Origin of the sequence: Pseudomonas sp. TH04, assembly GCF_016651355.1 — a bacterium.
Lineage (GTDB): Bacteria > Pseudomonadota > Gammaproteobacteria > Pseudomonadales > Pseudomonadaceae > Aquipseudomonas > Aquipseudomonas fluorescens.
This window is the reverse complement of sequence record NZ_JAEKEA010000001.1, coordinates 4,476,927-4,496,944: the sequence shown is the minus strand read 5'-3', so window position 1 is coordinate 4,496,944 and position 20,018 is coordinate 4,476,927. Positions and strand designations below refer to the sequence as shown.

General features: G+C 56.3%; 6 protein-coding genes and 1 other RNA gene. 2 read left to right on the top strand and 5 right to left on the bottom strand.

Features of this window, described 5'->3' with window-relative positions; all coding sequences use genetic code 11:
- Positions 1-96: 96 nt before the first annotated feature.
- Positions 97-493: a transfer-messenger RNA gene (ssrA, locus tag JFT85_RS20180) on the top strand.
- 184 nt (positions 494-677) lie between these two features.
- Positions 678-1,934: an integrase domain-containing protein gene (locus JFT85_RS20175; RefSeq protein ID WP_201230331.1), complete on the top strand. Its 1,257-nt coding sequence runs from the start codon at positions 678-680 to the stop codon at positions 1,932-1,934.
- 63 nt (positions 1,935-1,997) lie between these two features.
- Here JFT85_RS20175 and JFT85_RS20170 read toward each other — a convergent pair whose 3' ends face one another.
- From JFT85_RS20170 to drmD, 5 genes are all read right to left on the bottom strand, one after another.
- Positions 1,998-3,713 carry a hypothetical protein gene (locus JFT85_RS20170; RefSeq protein ID WP_201230330.1) on the bottom strand — a complete coding sequence of 572 codons (1,716 nt, stop codon included), beginning with the start codon at positions 3,711-3,713 and terminating at the stop codon, positions 1,998-2,000.
- Positions 3,714-3,746: 33 nt separating this feature from the next.
- Entirely contained in the window at positions 3,747-4,910 is a 1,164-nt protein-coding gene (locus JFT85_RS20165; protein WP_201230327.1) for a dsDNA nuclease domain-containing protein, read from the bottom strand.
- A gap of 387 nt (positions 4,911-5,297) precedes the next feature.
- Positions 5,298-11,249 (bottom strand): DEAD/DEAH box helicase, encoded by a 5,952-nt coding sequence (locus tag JFT85_RS20160; protein ID WP_201230325.1) that lies wholly within the window; start codon positions 11,247-11,249, stop codon positions 5,298-5,300.
- Entirely contained in the window at positions 11,249-16,330 is a 5,082-nt protein-coding gene (locus tag JFT85_RS20155; RefSeq protein WP_201230323.1) for an Eco57I restriction-modification methylase domain-containing protein, read from the bottom strand. The genes JFT85_RS20160 and JFT85_RS20155 overlap by 1 nt, the downstream gene beginning before the upstream one ends.
- Positions 16,327-19,593, bottom strand: a complete 3,267-nt coding sequence (drmD, locus tag JFT85_RS20150) for a DISARM system SNF2-like helicase DrmD (protein ID WP_242486547.1) — start codon at positions 19,591-19,593, stop codon at positions 16,327-16,329. Before drmD ends, JFT85_RS20155 begins: the two co-directional genes overlap by 4 nt.
- Positions 19,594-20,018: the final 425 nt, after the last annotated feature.

Here is a 20,018-nt window from a genome sequence, read left to right as displayed (position 1 = left end):
CTCGGTCGCGGCCAACCTTCGGGTTGGCCTTCCGTGACGGTTTGGCGTACACTGCACAGGCTTGTCACTCACTATGAAACAACGAGTTACAAGCACGGGGCCGTTTAGGATTCGACGCCGGTCGCGAAACTTTAGGTGCATGCCGAGTTGGTAACAGAACTCGTAAATCCACTGTTGCAACTTCTTATAGTTGCCAATGACGAAAACTACGGCCAGGAATTCGCTCTCGCTGCGTAAGCAGCCTTAGCCCTGAGCTTCTGGTACCTTCGGGTCCAGCAATCACCAGGGGATGTCTGTAAACCCAAAGTGATTGTCATATAGAACAGAATCGCCGTGCAGTACGTTGTGGACGAAGCGGCTAAAACTTACACAACTCGCCCAAAGCACCCTGCCCTTCGGGTCGCTGAGGGTTAACTTAATAGAAACGGCTACGCATGTAGTACCGACAGCGGAGTACTGGCGGACGGGGGTTCAAATCCCCCCGGCTCCACCACTTGATCATCTAAAGACGTCCACGGACGTCTTTTTTTGTGCCTGAAATCCAGTAAATATAGGGATTTAGAGTCCACGAGCGTCCACCATCATCCGTGACCATCTACGATTTCGTGTATTCCAAGTGGTATTCCAAGCCCTCACCTGCTATTTTTTGGAATACATAAACAGCACTGGAATACACCATGGGGGCCCAAGCCACGCGCCTTTCGGACGTAAAAGTCAAAGCCGCGAAGCCAAAGGAAAAGGACTACATACTCACCGACGGCAACGGCCTTCAGATGCGAGTGAGAATCAATGGCTCAAAGCTATGGAATTTCAACTACATCCAACCCGTGACGAAAAAGCGGATAAATATGGGATTGGGCACCTTTCCTGAGGTAAGCCTGGCTCAAGCACGCAAGAGAACCGTGGAAGCGAGAGAGCTCGTCGCCCAGGGGCTGGACCCTAAAGAGAAACGCGACGCCGAGCGGCACGCGAAAAAAGCAGCCACAGAACACACTTTCGAAAATATCTCGACAGCGTGGTTCGAGCTCAAAAAGGATTCAGTCACGCCAGCGTACGCCGAGGATATTTGGCGCTCTCTCACGTTGCATGTTTTCCCAGATCTAGCCACGACCCCAATCTCAGGTATCACCGCTCCTAAAGTCATCAATCTGCTCCGCCCGCTGGAGACGAAGGGCAGCCTCGAAACCGTTAAACGTCTGACACAACGCCTCAATGAAATCATGACCTACGGTGTCAACTCAGGGTTGATTCACGCAAATCCGCTCAGTGGAATCCGCTCGGTCTTCAAAAAGCCCAAAAAGAAAAACATGGCCGCCCTTCCGCCCGAAGAGCTGAAAGAGCTCATGGTCGCAATTGCCAATGCCAGCATAAAAAGAACTACGCGCTGCCTGATTGAGTGGCAACTTCACACCATGACCCGGCCAGCCGAGGCAGCAACATCCCGATGGGCTGATATCGACTTCGAAAAGAAGATCTGGACGATACCGGCTGAGCGTATGAAGAAACGCCGGATACACATCATTCCGCTGACTGATCAAGCTGTGGCGCTCTTGGAGGCAATTAAACCCTACAGTGGACACCGGGAATACGTTTTCCCTGCAGATCGTAACCCTCGTACCCACTGCAACAGCCAGACCGCCAACATGGCACTGAAGCGTATGGGTTTCGAGGGGCGCCTGGTAAGTCACGGCATGCGATCAATGGCTAGTACCACTCTTAATGAAAACGGTTGGGATCCTGAGCTAATCGAGGTCGCGTTAGCACACGTCGACAAAGACGAGGTACGTAGCGCTTATAATCGAGCTGATTATATTGATCGCAGGAGGCCGATGATGGCCTGGTGGAGCGAACACATCCACGGTGCGGCCACCGGCAGCCTTTCGGTTTCAGCAACAAATGAAAATAGGGACCGAAAAGTCGTTTCTATCCGCTGAGACTGGAGCCGGTGGCGATCGAGAGCCTGGATTTTTGAACGTGAAGCGCCATCGGCCCTTCCATCACTTGCTGCCCCTCTCAACATCAGATGTCATTTTTGCATACATCTTCTCGAGCAATGGCTCGACGACGAACTCCGCCTCAGCCCAATGATCTTCCCGGAGCATTGAGTACGGCACATCTAGGTGGATCTCTTTGTCGAACGGAAAGTCCGTTTCGGTCTCTAATCCAACGATTAGCTGCATGTCATCTGGTAACTCTTTTGCGATGAACTGAAGCACCGCCGGCAGGTTGACGTCGTCCTGAGCCTGCTGGTTTGGCGAGTCGATCACCACCGGCACATCGAAAGTCCCCGTTACACCTTGGCACGTTTGCCAGAGTGCTGCGTAGTAAGCCAAAATTGATCGAGGACCTCCGCTTCCTGATAGATCTGGACGTCCAGAAAGCTTCATCTTCGATGCGTCTACTGCGGGAAGCTGCAACGCGACGCGCCCAGACACGTAGTAGGATCTGAACTTTTCCAATATCGCCCGAGTCCTTTTCGGGGCACGGAGTAACTTCATTTTTTCATCTAGAGCATCCACTGCCCTCAGGGCCTTATCGATCGCGCCTTGCAGAAGTTTACGCTCGGCTTCGAAAGCCGCGACTGCGCTTTCCGCCCCAATGCTCTCAACGACATCCTGAAACTTTAATTCTCCTTTGCGGGTATCCAAAAGCCTAGAAATTCGCTGATAGCTCTCGTCTAGTGTATGGAGCTTGGCTAACGTGGCGGCGTATCGATTACGAACCTCGTTTGCGTCATCCCTAAGACGCCCTGCGAGCTCTCGTAGCACGCGTGCATCCTCAGCGAATTGGAGCAAATCATGAAACGACTTAGTGTGCTCTGCATTACAGGTTGGGCAAATCAGAGGTTCCGCCCCTTCAGCCCGTAGGTACTTTGCATCATGACCATATGCCGCCAGAGCGTCATCTGCCAATCGAATCTGTTGCTCAAGACTGGAAAGCAAATCTTGCTCACGAACGGCAGCACTCCGGAGCATCTCCTGCCTCTGATTAAGGTCAGTCACCTCGTGGGTCAGCAGCGCAATCTCATCGGCAAAGTTCTCAGGGTTGAGTTTGGGACCAGATAAGGGCAGCGTTCGACTGAACCGCTCCATAGTGCGCTCTAGAAGTTTGTATTCTCTCCGATGATCCTCAAGCGCTTTGGATTCTTGAACTCTCTCGGCTCTAGCCCGGTAGTACTCCGGCGGACATACGCCAGTGAAGTACTCCAAGATTGCACTCCAGGGAGAGCTGAACCTTTGAAGGCCGCTAAAAGTGTTCCAGCCGGACTGCCAACTGCCATCCTGATTAACGTAGAACGGCAAAAAAAAACATGCGGGGTCCGCCGGTTTAATTGCCGACTCTCTTTTATCGGTAAACACCAAATTAAAATCAGTAATGCTGCAGAATGCCTCGGACCACTCTCCGAATTTAGAGGTAGCCAAGATCATCTCCTGATTTGCGTTGAAAAGTGCACGTCGCCCATTCTGATGCAGTGCGAAGAAATGACACCCCCCAATGGAGAACTCCAGAAGAGAGGCGACATTTTCATCCCACGACTCTAGCTTTCCCTGGGGCTTTGCACCAAGTGTCTCAAAAATGCTTCGAATCAGACTCGTCTTGCCAGTGTGATTCCTCCCCCTCAACAGGTTTTTCTTCGGGTGGAAACTCACGTATCTCGCCTTCCTGTCGCGGTGCGAGAGCAGCCAGATGTTTTCGAATCGAAAGCTTTTCATAGTTCTTAGTTCTCAAGCTACGAACGAGGAATCTCAGTTCGGGTCCACGCATTTTTTAATAGCCCTCATTGCAAAGCGCGCGAGTAGTTCGGCATCGCGAAAGCTAGTGAAATTCTTTTTCAGCTCGGCTAAACATGCCTCGAAGTACGGCCGCAAATGAGGTCCTGCCGCATTGACATCGAGCCAGCTGTCACAGAAATTGTGAACAGATCGCACATCGGAAGGTGTTGTGCCTGCTAGTTGCTCCCGAACCACGCGCGCAGCTTCCGCTCGCACCGCGGTAACCAACATGAAGTCCATTCCTTCGGTTTGTAGTTGCGTGAGCCAGACACTCAGATAGGCCGAATAATCTGGAATTGCCTCAAGTGCCCCCATTGCGGATATAAATTCATGCCTCGCGAACCCACGCTGCTTAATGAGCTCTCCGAAAGACGAACAAGTATCAGTGTGGCGACCTAGAGGCGAAATCTTTGTGACGAGGGATTCGACGAACGAAGCAGCTTGGCCCGCATGAGCAGGACTGCGCTGCATCAATAGTTCTAGCGCAACCTTGATGACGTAGCTACTGGGCTCATCAGGGTGGATAGCAACTCTCTTCAGCATAAGCTTCGTCAAATCCGGAGCAGGCGAGCCGCTCGCATTTAGCGAACTCAAAGCTTGAGACAACAAATCTGCATGATCAGGAGAAAAATCCGCGAGCGAGCAAGGCATCGACGTCGCTGCATTCCCCCCCGCTGCAAGGGGAATGTCACAGCCAGCGTTCGAGATAAAGAAGGCCTGAACAGGTAACTTATCGAAAGCTGCGAGGCTGAGCTGAAGCTTACCAAGGGCACTGTCGCCGACTTTTTCAAACTTAGGTAATACCGACTTCGCTGAAGCTGCTGGGTTCTTCTTTTTCGGAGGCACTGTTGTCCCAGTGAGTACAGACCAGCTCCACTCTCCCCGATCTTTCTTTTTTATCTGGTAAACGCGCGCACGCGACGGAGTGTCTGACGAGTCCAGCTCAGTGACATCCTGCACCGCTTCGAAAAGCAGCAAGAAATCAATCTCGCCCGCCTGCTCCAGCTCCACCATTCGGAGCACGGCCCACCACCGCTGAAAGTCCACACCTTTAGCACCGTGGCCACCGCCTGTCTCTGTGAGGCCCGGTTTGTTCGCGACGAGGAGTAACTCTGCGGCGCCAGCTGAAATGGTCAAGGCATGCTCCCTATGCACTTTCGCCACCTAGGATGGCACCTTGTCATCATCATTCACATTGCGGTCGCTGTAAAGGTGCCCGCCTTCTACTCCGAAAGATGTGTTGCCCGTTCGCTTACTCTTCGATACTCGCTAACGAGAGGTGATTGACTGCAAGCGAAGTGCAAAATCCTCGAATGCAATTCGGCATAGATCGGGCACGCCTTCGGGAGGAAGGCGTGCCCGAGAAGGTCAATCTGCAAGCTGGCGCTAGCCGCTACCGTACTGTTTGATAGCCGGACGAATCTCGCCGATTTACTTCCAAACTTTCAAATTTATTACACGCAGCGACGTCAACATAAGTGCACTCATTTTTACTCATCATGGGTACTCGAAATCGCTGCTGCTTTAAAGCACTTTTATAAACTCTGCGATAGCTATAACCGCCCCCTCCTCTTCCGGCTCAAGTACCAATGGCTGGTACTCCGGATTTAATGGCTTGAGGGTAATACGCTCGTGCTGCCATTCACCGTCATCACTGGCAGTTTTTTCACTGGTATAAACCTTCAGAGTGTACTCACCAGCAGTTTCAGTGTCGGCCACACCAGCATGCCTGACCAGCAGCTTTCGGCCCTGGCGGCTACCAGCCGGCACCGGCCGGAACAGGCAGTAACTACCATCAGGCACCAAGGGTTCCATGGAGCGACCTACCACCTGCGCCACAAACATGCCTGGTTCCAACTTGCCGTCATCCAACGCGACCCAATCTTCAGCATGTTCGGCCAGCGCAGTTAGCCCGCCCTGCTCTTGACTCCAGGCCCCAGCAGCGACCTGCAGGCCAACCAAGGGAACGCAGTTGTGGTATGGCACAAAGCCCGCGTCTTCCGGGGCTAGGGTTTTGAATGGCAATACTTTGGCACTGTATATAGCCGCTCCAGACTTTGGATCAGACGCCAAATCAAACCAGTCATCACTGGCCGCCAACTCCTTGGCCTTCGCCTTGCCGATCACTGCTCGCGCAATGCGGCGCATGTGCTCACGCATCACAGTCTTGTCATAAAGCTCCTGGAAATGGATTTCGATCACCTCGTAATCTTTATTCAGCAACTCCTGGCGGATCTGACGATCCTTGGCGGCTGTTAGGGCATTGCCGTGCAGGTGCTCGCTCATGCCATCTAAATAGATGCAAACGCCCTCGTACTGATCGTTGGGCTCATGGAAATACACGTCCGGACGGGTCGTGATGCCACCGGATAGCTGAATCGGCCGCTCAGTCTCAAACGCAGCCATGCCTGCCGCCCTTAGCATTGCCACTAGCTGTTGCTCAGGGGGATTACCCGGTTGCTGAGTCAGTGTTTCATCCGGCAACACAGGCGCCAATTCATGGGCAAAGTTCAGGGTGCTTCCCCAGTCGTTGAACACTTCAAGCGCGGTATGGCGATTCAGTTTGTCATGATAGAAGGAGTTGCGGAAATGCTGGAGGCAGTCCACACAGGACGACTCACAGGCAGACGGACACTCCTCGGCCAAGCGCCTTGCCGCACTCACCACATCCGGCCAGTGCTCCAGCAACTGTTCCAGCAGGCCCGAGCCACCCGGCATGGGGTCATACAGCAGCGCATCTACCGACTCACTCCCCGGTTTGCCTATCACCTGTACCTGGAGATCGGATATCTCCATATCCAGAACGTCGGCTGCTCCTTGACGCAGCGACTCCATGACGCTGTAGGCCGTTTCCTGGGAGGCGCAGTCCTGCAGTACTAGTGCGTCGGCTACCACCTCGGCGTAGAAAGCGATGGTCTGAACGGGACGGCCGCAGCGCTCGATATGATGCTCATTGAACTTATCCAGCTCCTGCTGGCTGCTCATGGCCGAGCGGCTAGCACCACACACCAGACAAAGCGGATAACCCAGCAACGCCCCGGATCGCACTTGCGAAGCCGCGCCAACATTCACCAAACGCATGTGCAGGCCATGCTTCAGTTGCAACTGCGCTTTGCCCCACTCATAAACTTTACCGCCGGAGTGCCGCCCTTGGTCTTGAGCAAAGACTGCCACCGCCATCTGAAAGCGATAGTCTTCATCGTCCGAAATATAGGAATGATGGGGGGCATCCACATCGCATATCGCTACACCCGGAATTTGCGTGACCGACATGGAGCTGGCTTCACTGCCAGCCTTAGTGTTCGGACCAGTTTCCTGGACTGACTCACTTGCCACATCCACAGCGAATACCAGAGGCTCTTCCGGGACTAGATGGAAGTGACGAGGCACAAATTTGTGAGCATTGGCGTAAATCAGGTTACCAGGCACATATTCGCGAACAGCCAGCGCAGTGTTACGGCGTAACTCCCAATCACTAATGTCACTGCTGTGACGAGGCGCTACATGGGTCAGGGTAACCGCACCGGTGTCCAATCCATAACCCGGCAAAAAGCCTTCAGCCGCTAATACGCCGTAGGTATTGGTGTCATCAAAACCCTCTGCCTGGCTACGATTGCGCTTGGCCTCGCCTTTTAGTTTTTTTACCAGCCTTTCGCAGCGGGCGCGCAAAGCCTCTTCATCGGCGTCCAGTGCGCCCTTGCCAGCGGCCACCTTACGCAACCGTTCCAACTGCCCCAAAGCCCATTGCAGGCGCTGGAATAGACGATTGATTACCCCCTGGAGCTGCTCAGCAAAACTACCAATGAGCACCTCTAACTGGCCACGGCTTACTACCTCGCAGTCACTAGCCGGCCACCCCTGATGGAAGGCTTTAATCACCGCATTCAAGAGTGCTGCTTTATGCTGCGCTATCTGCTGGCTCAGTGCTTCAACCGATAGAGGCTCAGCCCTCACCATGCCATCAGAGGTAAAAAGATAAGGTCTGATTTGAGGTGGCAAGCAGGCAGACAAGGCCTCCTGCAGCGCAGTGACCTGTTGTCCTGGCAGACTGTTACTACGCAGCATCTGCAGCAGCGTGGTCAGTACTGTGGCATTCACGTGCTTCGCCACCATGACGGGGTTGCGCAGGTTGAAGCTGGGAGGCTCCACCAACCCCTCGAGCATCTTCAGCGGTTCATTGAAATAAGCTCGGTCATGACTGGTTGTGCGTGCATAGGTCAGATCCAACGCCATGCGGAACTGACGCCCGGCACGACCAGCCCGCTGCCAGTAATTGGCCGGTAGGGGCGGTACGTTGCGCATCAAAACTGCATCCAGCGAACCGATGTTCACGCCCATCTCAAGCGTGGGCGTACACACTAGCGTGTTGATCCGCTCGCTCTCGCCCTTGAAGGCGTTTTCGATGCGTTCGCGCTCCGGCCCCGGAATCTGCGCAGAGTGCTCGCGGGCACGGAGCATAGAAAACTCTTGATCCAGCAGCAGTAGGTCGTAGTTGTCTGGATTCTCGGCCTCGAATACCAGCTTGCCACTACAACGCCAGGCCATACAGGTCATACCCGGGTTGACCCGGGCATGCAGGCGTCGGCAGGTCTGGCAGCGATACATGCCTGACGCAGGCACCAGCATCATGTGATCCACATGTACCTGGGTGGCGGCGTGACAGCCTGGCAAGTTCTTGCCGCGGGCGCCCTTGAACTGCACCTGCGTCAGCAACTCCAGTTCATCGGTACAGAGCCGCCAAACATCATCCAGAAACGACTGAACGTGATCGGGATCCACTCCCCAACTCACAGCAGCCTGTTTGGCGGAACTGTCGTAAGTGCTGAACCACTGCTTGATACGCCCTTTGTCGTGCTGACCATCGCGCTCAAACACCAAGCCTTCAGGTACGCCACGCATGATCGGCAGATAACCGCGCAGTACTTCCTTTTCACCGTCCAGCCAGAATTTGGAAAACATGCGGGTGACAGGGTCAAACAGCATGCGCCGGGACCGGGCGACATCCAACAACGAGGCAATGCCGTCGCGCAAGTCAGCCGGTGAGCAGCCCAACGCCCTTGCCCACCTCTGAATAACCGGAAGTGCTTCATCCAGCCCCAGATATTTGATCTTCAAACGCCCCAACGGCTCCAGACCGGTGCTTTGGCGCGCCCCCAAGGTCAGCTCACGCAGCACCTGGGCGCGCAAAAACCACTTGCGCTCCTCGGCATGCGCCAGGCTGGTTTCCGATTTGGGTTCGACCCGCCAGACCTCCGGGATCAACGCCCGCGACAACTCATCATCTGCATCCAGAAACTTGTCCAGCCACAACACCAGATCACCGACCGAGACGGCGCCTTCGCGCAGCTTTTTGTAGATCAATTCCCTGAGGCGATAACGACGGGAGCGATCCTGCATCCAGCCCGCCTGGAAAGCGGCATCCTGGCGGTTGTCTGCGAACACCAGCAGGCGCTTGCGCTCGGCACGGTGGATCATGCTCTGGGCCAGCACATGCACATCCGCCACGCCCGTCGCGCGTACTGGACGAGCCGGCTCACGGTAGCTGCCGCTCACCCGGCGGCCATGAGCGCCGCAGGATACACAGCGGGTCAAACGTCCAATGTGTTCTTCTTTCTGCTGTACGAAGTGCAATGCCTTAAGGGTCTTGTCGCGGCCACAACCAACACATTCAGGACCCTGCCGGTCATGCGTGGTGCCGCAATAACGGCAGACGAAGAGCACCTCAGTACGCGAGGGTTCCTCCTCACCATCGGAGCCAACCTGATGATCCAGTGAAACCGCACGTACGCCCCCCAACGTAATGTCCTGGGCACGCCATACACGACTCTTGCCCTCTGCGGAGCCACCGCCAGGCGCTTCACCGGTGTAATCGAAATCCTCCAGCCCATGCTCGAAGTAGTGCTGGCCACAGGTCGTGCAGCTCGACAGTGGGAAGGTTTTCAGTTCAGGATCACGTCCTTCAGTCGCAGCCAGTGCATCTTCAGCCGACAGCCACAGTCGCCCCAGCTGACCTTGCCCTTCTTCAAAGGTCACCACTGCGCCGCTGACACCGCGCACAAAGCCGTGTACCACCGGGCGCAGCAACGGCCGGTCACCGTTACGGGCCGCAGCTCCCAGGGCTAGCCAGATCAGGATTTCCTCTTCGGTGATCGGCCGCCCCAGTTTGTCGTTCAGCTCTTCCAACAAGGTAGCCACGGCTCGCGGACGGCGCAGCACATCGGCGATTTGAAACACCACCTCGTTATGGCTGAGCCACTGGTTCAGCGCCTCACGCCAGTTGTCACCGGCCATGCGAATGCCGCTGGTGGTCTGGAACCAGATGCGGAATGCCTGCAGGTCAGCAGGCTCTACCTCGGCTCGGTCCAGCGTGCCTAGCATTTCCAGCACGGTTTTCAGCTGCATGGCCTGATCACCATTGAAGGGCGCGCTGACAGTGCGCGGCTCGCCCCAGATATCCTCTTCGTAGGCTTCGCCGATCAGCTCGACATTCTGGCCATCCACGCCAAAGAAACGACTTGCAAACTCGCGGCCGGCTTCAATACCGCGGCGCGGGTCAGCAATGGTGGCGGAGGTGGCGACACAGGTGGTGCTGTTTTCGTCCTTGCCGCAATAGGCACGCAAACGCCGAATCAGGCAGGCGGTTTCGGCGCCGCCAGCGCCGGTGAAGGTATGCGCCTCGTCGAATACCATGAACTCCAGCAGTGCATTGTCGAACAATTCCAGGTCCTGCTGGCGGGTAAGCAGCAGCTCCAGCTGCTTGACGTTGGTCAGCAGAATACGTGGCTGCTGGCCGGGTGTGCGCATGGCTTCACGGCTCACCCGTTCCTCGGCCGGGTGCAGAGCCACGTCCATTTTCTGTTGCTGCATCTGCTGCAACTTGCTGCGGTAATCGACCACCGTGCTGCCGGGCGCCAGACGCACGCCGTTGATGTCGGCTTCGGTACGCGGAGTTTTGCCCACATACATGCCGAAGGTGACGCCGGTGCCGACCAGTAGTTCGCGCATCCGCTGCAACTGGTCTTCAGCCAGGGCGTTCATGGGGTAAACGATCACCGCCGTCACACCCGCTTCGGCACCCTCGTCGCGCAATTGCAGGCAACGGCTGATGATAGGCAGCAGGAAACATTCAGTCTTACCCGACCCAGTACCGGTGGCCACCAGCGTGGTGCGGCCAGCCTTGATGGAGCGGAAAGCCTTTTCCTGGTGCAGGTAGGCCCCCGGATAGGGAGACAACTGGCGGATATGCGGATGCAACACGCCGTCCTTGACCAACTGCTCAAGGCTCGCACCCTTCATAAAGGTGCGCGACAGAGAGATAAATGGCCCTTTCATCAGCGGCGTATTGCGGGTGTGCTCGAGGTTGAGCAGTTCACGCATCTGTCGATACAGATTCTCGTCGGCAAAGGCATAGGTACTGAGCTGATAGCGCAGAAAGTCGCTGACCACGTCTTCGGTGTAGGTAATGGGGTTCAACATCAGAACAGTGCTCCCTGCGGTGATTCTGTTTTATAGGACGCGTGCGCTTCGGCGACCCGGTCGGATTGTTCCGACTCCGGCAGCGGCACAATGCGGCGGATCAACTCGGCATGGGCGGCGCACTCCTGCCAGGAACGCTCCACATCTTCTTTCAACTGCCAGTCGAAGAATCGTGGTCCCAGTCGTGAAGCTACCGGCTGGTAGCCATGGGCGCGCTCGTCATGGCCCAGACCATAGTCCGCCAGACGCAATTCCTCGGGAATCATCCAGCCTTCACCATCGTTCTGGGCAAGGAAGGCAACAAGGCCTTTTTCCTGGAGGTCGTGGAAGGCGACGAGTGACAGGACTGTATGGCGCAGTTCGGGGTCTTTGTCTTTGTCGATACGCCAGAACCTTTTTTGATCAAGAGCCTGCGTATTTGCCTTTACCCTCAAAAACTCCAAAGGGTAATCCGTATCTTTTAAAATCCAAGAAAATTCGTTGCCATCTAATCCATACAAATGAGCCATAAGAGCATCGAGAATAACTCTAAGTCTCAACCTTTCGGCCTGAGTAAGCGCCCACAGCCTTCTCCATGAGACTGCAGTATCAGAACGCACGGCATCGATCCAAGCGGGAGAAAAGCTCTCTGAGCAGCATGAAAGTTGCGCGCTGATTCTTTTGATGACCTGCTGCACACTGCCAATTGATTCCGGCCTGGCTAGCGCACACTCTTCCACGATGAAGTAATTCAGATGAAGGTAGCCAATTTTGAACTTGGCAATATAGTCAAATTCAAAAGACCCCAGTACTGATTGAAGCTCAAGCTCCCCGTCGAATCGACTACACGAGAGCACCGGCGAAGCGTTAACCGCCGGGAAGTTTGGTGTAACAGCAGACATCATCGTACGTTTGTGGACGGCTGTACTGATGTCTTTAAACAAGAGGCGGCTTGTTTTACGGACTGCACCTGTATCTATCCAGTCAGCCAAACCCATTAGGTATTCGGGCCTCATCACCTTCGGAAAATCGATATTTTCCCACTTCGCGCCACGTCCCTTTCCGGATAGCCAACCAGAAACACAATAATCCCAAAGATCAAAGATCTTGGCGTTGTAAATTGGCAATGCCACATCCTCAATCGCCTCCACAGGCATCCCCTGCTGCCCATCCCGCGACAGCACCAAGCCCGGCTCACGCTCCAGAATGTGCTGCGGGCCATGGTAATCGCGCCAGGGGCCTTTCAGCCAGTGACCGTACTCGTCGGGGCGATAGCCCTTTTCTTCCCACTTGGGCCGAGGCGGGAACAACTTAGAGTCGTTGGTCATGTCAAACTCACGGGCGTACTTGATGCCCCACCCGTTCTCGCTCTGGTCGCCCAGCAGCACACCGTTGGCGTACATCTTCTGCAGTACACGCAGGTCCTGCTCACTGCGGATCTCCAGAATGGCCTTGGAATACGGCGAGAACTCCTCCACCCGCGCGCGCGGGTAGGCCAGCACATGGCGTTCGGCCTGCTCCCAGTCATCCACGTTACGGTGCATAAAGGCAGCACGGATGGCCTCGGTTTGCCCTCCCTTCTGCACGATCAGCGGGCAAAATTTGAAAGAGCGGTGAATATCGAAAATTCCTTCGCGGTTCTCGAATCCAAACAGCCACTGCCAATCGCACTGACTGAGGAACAACTCACGCAGGTCGGTGGTGCCCTTGTCGGTATAAATACCGCTGGGCACGATCATGCCCAGACGCCCCTGCCCGCGCAGCAGCGCATGACTTAGCTCCAGAAACAGCTTGTAGGTATTGAGGTCGGCTGAGCCCTGATGCTGGAAAGGATGTGCGGTATCGGCAAAGCCCTTGTTTTTCTTACGCTGTTGCAGCCACTTTTTATGCACCGCCGCCGAGGCTTCAAAGCTGTTTCTGCCGCTGCCCAAGCTCAGGTCGTGCTTCTTCTTGCCATTCTTGTCTTCGGTAACGCGATCACCAAATGGCTTACCCACATACTTCGCCCAGTTGGACATCCCTTTCAGGCCGGCGTTGTAAGCAATCCAGTCGTGCTCAAGTTGCGGCCAGGCGCAGAAATACTCCAGCTGCTTGGCCAGCGCCTCCTGCTTGCCATAGGCGCGGTAGAGCGGGTCGTGGTTGGAGAAAAACTCCTTGGAGTTGGGCTTCTGGATTTCCCATGGGGGGTTTCCCAGCAAGGCATCAAAGCCGTCCTGAGTGGCGGTGAACACATCCGGGAACTCCAGCTCCCAGTGGAAAAAGCGCTGGCAGCGCGCTACTTCGCCGGCAATGGCCAGTGCCTGCTCATTGGGGCTGGCAAAGTCACGCGGCAGCGGTGCCAGCTCGATCTGCTCGCCGGGCCAGAACCACAGCGCGCACCATAGGTCCATGCGTGCCTTCAGGGCATGGTAGTGAGGGTTGTTCAACACCTCGTGGTGGTAGACCTCAGCGCGTTTTTCGCTTTCGTGTACCGGCAGACGGTGTAGCTTTTTGAATATCTTGAGCAACTCGTCGTGCACGTTGCTGGCATCCAGCCCGTCCACCAGGTTCATCTGGCCGCTGAGCAACGCCTGCAGTTGCTCGGGCACAGCCTTGCTGCGGGTCTTGATCGCATCGGTAAAGACGTCACCCTTGCGCTTACCTTTGGCATCTTCATACCCGTGGTTGATCAGGTTGTCTGGCTTGTTCTTCTGGTAGTCCTTGTCGCCGCCTTCCCGCTCCCAGGCCAAGGCCGGGTAGTCGCGATAGGTGTCAAACCAGGTGCCCACCAGGGCATTGCCGACCTTGAGCTTGTGATCAAGGAAGCCAAAGGGCAGATCGCGGTCCATGGTTTCCACCCACAGCGCCATACGTCCCAGTTCCACTGCCAGCGGGTCGAGATCCACGCCGTACAGGCAGTTCTCCACAATGTGACGCTTGAGCTGGGCGCGCAGCGCCTCTTCAAAGCCGTCATCTTTGGGATTGAGTTTGGTCAGCTCATCGCTGAGCAGTTCGGCCAACTTGCCGTCAGCCATGCGCGGCACACCGCCGTCTTCACTACGCTCAATCAGCTTATGGTGGAACAGCGACTGGGTGAGTGCTTCTGTGAGGTAACGCAGGGCACCCGCAAGGAAAGAGCCGGAGCCCATGGCCGGGTCGCACACCTTCAGGGCCAGAATCTGCTCGGGCGTTTTCGGCGCCCACTCCACTACCGCGTCCAGCCCAGTGCGCGAATCGATTTCGCTGCGCACGGCCTCATAGGCCAATGGTTGCAGGGTGCGGCGCACGGTGGGCGCTGCCAGTTGCGGCCGGGTGTAGAAGGTGCCGGCGCCCTTACGGGTACCACCCCAGCGCACCAGGAAAAACTGGCCGGGGGCGACCATACGAGCACACAGCTGTTTGCCGGCCTTCTCCCGTGCCTGTTGTTCTTCATCACCGGTGGCATTGGCTTTGCGGCCACGGGGTTTCTTTACCAGCCCGGCAATCTGCGCGGCACGCTGCAGCCAGGCATTGGCCCGGACTAGATGGTCTTCGCTAAGGGTCAGCTCTTCTGCGCTGTCGTCGCTGGCAACAATTTCTTCTTGGCTGTCGTCCTCGACGGATTCGGTTTCTTCGTCGACGTTCTCTTCGCTGTCTTCGCTGTCGGCGGTTTCTTCCGCGTCCTCGTCACCCTCGTCGCCACTGCCATCCCCGGCCTTGTCTTTTTTCTTGAGGGCTTCGAATAGCTGCTTGATGGCTTTGTCGTCCATCGCCTCCAACTGCGACAAAGTCAGGGCCGGCTGGTTGCCTACAGCGAGAAAGATCACCGGGTCATTGTCGGCAGCCTGTTTGAGTTCGAAGTCGAGCAGGCCTTCGTAAAGAATGCCGATGTATTCCGAAGACAGGGTAGAGAAATCCACCGGAGCATCGACCCAGCGGCTGCCGCGGCCCTGGCGCACCTTCATTTTGGTGCGGGTAAGCAGGCGCAGCAGTTTGTGCACCTGCAGATCGCTGACCAGATTCTGACTGCTTTCCAGCAGCGCCAGTGCACGGGAAATGCCATCGTCGCTGCCAGGATTTCCCGGTTCGAATAGCGCACCGCCATAACGAGGTACAGTCAGGCGTTCGTGGGCGGAGCCTTCATGGATCAGGTTAAACAGGCCAATCAGGCGCGGCCAGGCGCTGCGGCCCTGACTCAGGCGTTCGTTGCCTCGGCCGCCGGCGCGGCGGTCCATTTGATGGCGCAAACCTTCCAGGCTGTAGGCCTGCTGATAAATAGGGTTGTCGACCGGCACCAGGCCGCGGGCTTCGGCAAACAGGGTAATGATGCAGCGCATGATGATGCGCGAGCCGGCGACGTATAGATCTGTGTAATCGTGCGCCTGTCCTTGCTGTTGAGCCAGCTCGATGGCGACATGGGAAGCGGTGATCAGCTCTTCCACTCCCTGCCGCACGCGCTCACCCAATACGTTAGAGAGCTCGGCCTGGCCCTTGCGGGAGGCGCTGATGGCTTGAAGCAGGAGGCTCTGGCCCTGCGCTGCCAACAGAGTGTTGCGGTTGAGCAGTGTGCGCCAGACCACTGTCTGCGCAGAGGGTTGACCTTCGTTGAACCAGAGGTCGATATCCCATTCACACCAAGCGTCGTAATCAGCGCCAGCGTGTACCAGGCGCCATTGGCGACCATTAGTCACCAGCGCCAGCGCCTGCCCGGTGCGGCGCAGCCATTCGACCACGCGTCCCAACAACTGGCGTGAGCGCCCTACCCCCAAGCGGCTAGCGAACTGACGCGAGCCGCCATCATCAGGCACGAACACGGCCAGGGTTTCGCCGTTTGGCCCCAGCCACAGGCGGCGGGGTTTGATCTGGGCGCCAGTAAAGCTACGTACGGCCCAGCGACTGTCGACGCCCTGGGCCTTTTGCCAGTCATCTGCAGGTAGGCCTGAAAGATCTTGCAGGATGTAATCCAGCAGGCTGCTCAGGCTTTCATTACTGCCGTCAAACGCCGTGAGTGCACGACGGAGTTTTTCGGCCGCGGATTCCCTCATGACGGGTGCGGCTGCTGGGAAACATTCATCCAACTTGGCCGGAGAAATCAGCAGGCCGCCGTGCTTGAGCTGAGCCCATCCTTCCGCATGCAGGCTCATACACCCACCTCCGGGAAACGAATTTCAATGGTTACCGGAAAGACTTGAGCTTCGCCACGCAGGGCAAAGCGGCGCGGCAGAACCTGCTCGAGGATACGACGCTTCTCTTCGGTCAGACGTTCTTGCAGGTCACCAAACTGGTTCTGGCGGCGTTTGAGCTCGTCCTCCAGATCACGCAGACGCTTTTCGGCCAGTGCGTCGGCATCATCGAATAGTTGCTGCTGGATGCTGGCAACCCGCTGTTGTTCAATTTCTCGTTTTAGCTTGTCGATGCTCTGTGCCTTTTGTAGGGCAGCAACTTCACGAATGCGCTGCTCGAAGGCTTCCTTTTCATGATCCTTCGCTTGCTCGTACGCACTCTTGAGTTGGGTACGAAGGATCTGAGTCAACTCAGCTCGGTAACTGCCCAATAAGGTTTTAATCTTGTCTTCCAGCTCGTCCCATAGGTCGCGTGCGGCGGATACATCGGCTGAACTTTGCTGGCCAAGCAAGCCATGGTGCGGCCCGTTATAAGGCAACGGTTCACCCAAGGTATTGTTTTGCACCGGCAGGGCCAGGGTGCGGGTCCAGTGGTGGAAGGTTTCGCGTAGATCGTTAACGGCCATTTCCTCCACTGTGAACAGCACCAGCGCTTCAGCGCCAGCCGGCACCTGACCACGGCTTACCAGCCAGCGGCTAGGCGGCTGAAAGTCGGTCTGCCCGCCCGGGAAGCGCAAGCGTGCAAAGGCATTGAGCGACTGACGCAGCAACGGATGGCCCAGGTGCAGCAGCACAGTGTCCGGGGAGGGGCGGAATACCGGGCGACCATTGATGTTGTGGATAAAGAAGTGGTTGTCGAACACCAGCCATGGCATGGCGCCGCTGACACCTTTCTGTGAGGGCAAGCGCAGGCTGTCATCGACTACGGCCTGCCAACGCATAGGTAGCGGCGTCCGCAAGCGCATGCGGCCCTGGGCATCGGGACCATCCAGCACTTCGCGCGAGGCACCCAGCCCCATGGCAACGCCGAGCGTGTCTTTGAGGGTACTGGGATTAAGGTCTAGATCGTCCAGCAGCTGTTGCAACCGTTGTTTTTCGTCTTCGCCACGCTCCTCTGTGTGAACCTGGGCATCTTCGGTTGCATTTCTGCGACTGCTTATCGCCAGATCCAGATCACCCAGCACGTCGTGGTCTTCGTTCATCTCCATCATGCGACGCTGAAAAGCGGCATCAAACACCTCACCCACCGAGCCTAGATCCTCGCGGATGTCGTTGACCTTGCTCAGTACGCGGGCAACAAACTGCAGGTCACTGTCATCTTCGCTGGTGAAGTGAAAGATGGTGACATCCCGCGACTGACCATGACGGTCAATACGACCGTTACGCTGCTCCAGACGCGAGGGGTTCCACGGAATCTCGTAGTGCATCAACAAGCGGGCGGTGTGCTGCAGGTTAAGGCCTTCAGAAGCAGCGTCGGTCGCGACCAGAATACGTACCGGTGCGTCCGGATCGTTGAAGGCGCGCTTTACCGCCTCACGCTCGCCCTCATGCATGCCGCCATAGAGCATGCAGATGCTGCCGGGTTCAGCGCCATACTCGTCATTCAAGCGGTTGACCAAATAGTCGAGCGTGGTTTTGTACTCGGTGAAAATGATCAGTCGCTCATCATTTTTCCACTGTTCAGCGTTACGCAGCTCCTTGCCAATCAGCTCACGCAGGCGATCAAAGCGGGCATCCGATTTCGGCTTGGCCTTAACCACAGGCTGTTTGTCTAGCCCCAAAGACTTCAGCGCGGCATCAATTGCGTCAATCTCTGGCTGCAGTACATCCACGTAGGGGTGCATCCAGGCGCCAACGACCTGCGCGGCATGGCGGTTGCGGCTCTCGCGTTCCTGATCATCATCGATATCTTCTTCACTGGCACGACGGGCTGCAGCCACTTCAGCTACCTGTAAAGCCTCTTTGACAGCCAGGCCCTCCTTGAAGCGCAACCAGCTGTCGGCAAAGGCCACCGGACACGACAGCAACCGCTTGCGCAAAATCTCAATGGCGAAATTGAGCACCATGCGTGCTTCGGGAGCGGTGCGAATAATGCCTTTCAATTGCGCGCAAAACTTGCGAACGGCAGCCGCCAGCTCCTGCTCCGGCTTAAACATATACAGCGGCAACGGTTCCAGATAGCGTTTGGCGAAACGCGGCACTCGGCCCGCCTGGCGATCCTGATCGTTGATCTCGCTTTTCAGCCTCCGGATCAGCACATCGCCGATCATCTTGCGCTCTTTGTCCGTGAAATTCGGCGTTTGGGTAAAGCGCACCGGATCTAGCTGTTCCAGCAGACCAGAGAAGCAGCGGGTATGGCCGTTGTGTGGTGTGGCTGTCAGGAACAGGCGGTGCTCAAAATACGGCGTCAGAATCCGCAGCATCTTGGCCAGATCGCTGTCTTCGCCGAAGTTGGACGGCATCAGGTTGTGGGCTTCATCGACAATCAGCAGATCCCACGGCAGCTGTGCACCACCCCGCTGTTTGATGGATTCGCAATTGGCGATGAACTGCTCCAGCACATCCGGCTGGCGCAAGTAGTGGTAGGACGTGATGATGCGCGGCAGTGCACGCCAGGGGTTGGCATCCAGTCCCATCTCTTTCTGCAGCTTGTGGGTGGCGGCTTTGTCGACGATATCAAAGCCGAGGGAGAACTTTTCCTCCATCTCCTGCTGCCACTGGGTGCGCAGGGCTGCAGGAGTGATGATTAGCACCCGACGAATGCGTCGTTTACGAATCAGCTCGGCCAGAATCAGGCCGGCCTCAACGGTTTTGCCCAAACCCACATCATCGGCCAACAGCAAAGAAACACGCGGCATACGCATGGCCCGGGCGAGCGGTACCAACTGGAAGTCGTCGACACTGACAGCACCGTAGACAGGGGCAGTGGGCACTGGCTCTGAACGTTCCTGCGAATTGCTGGCCGACAGGAACGGCGTGAGCGCGCTCCAGCGAGCTGCGCGTTGCAAGGCCAGAAACTCATCCTGCTGCATCGGAGCTTCGCGATCTATTTTGGGCAGCGCGTTCGGCTCCAATACCACTGGGCCGCGTTCACGCTCCCAAAGCAGGGATTCTTCTGCATCACCATCGGCATCGCTGAACTCGATGGTAACCAGGTGCAGCAAGGCAGAGGACTTGCTATCGCTGAAGGGCTCTACAGAAGAGATTACACCGCGGCGGTTACGGACAGTTGCAAGCATGCCGACACGGGGCAGGTGATTGGCCGTAGGGTGTGAATTATTCATTGGTGATTCCGTTCAGATCGGATGTGAATCGACGAAAAGGCTGTAAGTAAAAAAGCTCTCTGCTCTACCCGAAAAATTATATTGATCACAAGAAAAATATGGCTTATTGCCACCTACAAACCTTACCTGGCTAGAGGAGCTAGAGCTAGAGCATGTCAATTATGCCCTACATCTGCTTTCAGTTAGACGTAACACACCTTGCATTCACTAACTTACCTGGCCGCCCGATCACGGGGTTATGGACAGGTCAGTTTTCCGGATGAGCACGACAACGGAGATCGGGGCCACGATTACAACTGATACGCAGCCGGGCAAACTGGGTCGCTTAGTACTTGCGTCGCCGTTAGCTACCATACGAAGGCCACAAAGAAACTCGAATCAAAATGTTGTCAGTCATACATCACCGCCATGACAACCACTCATGG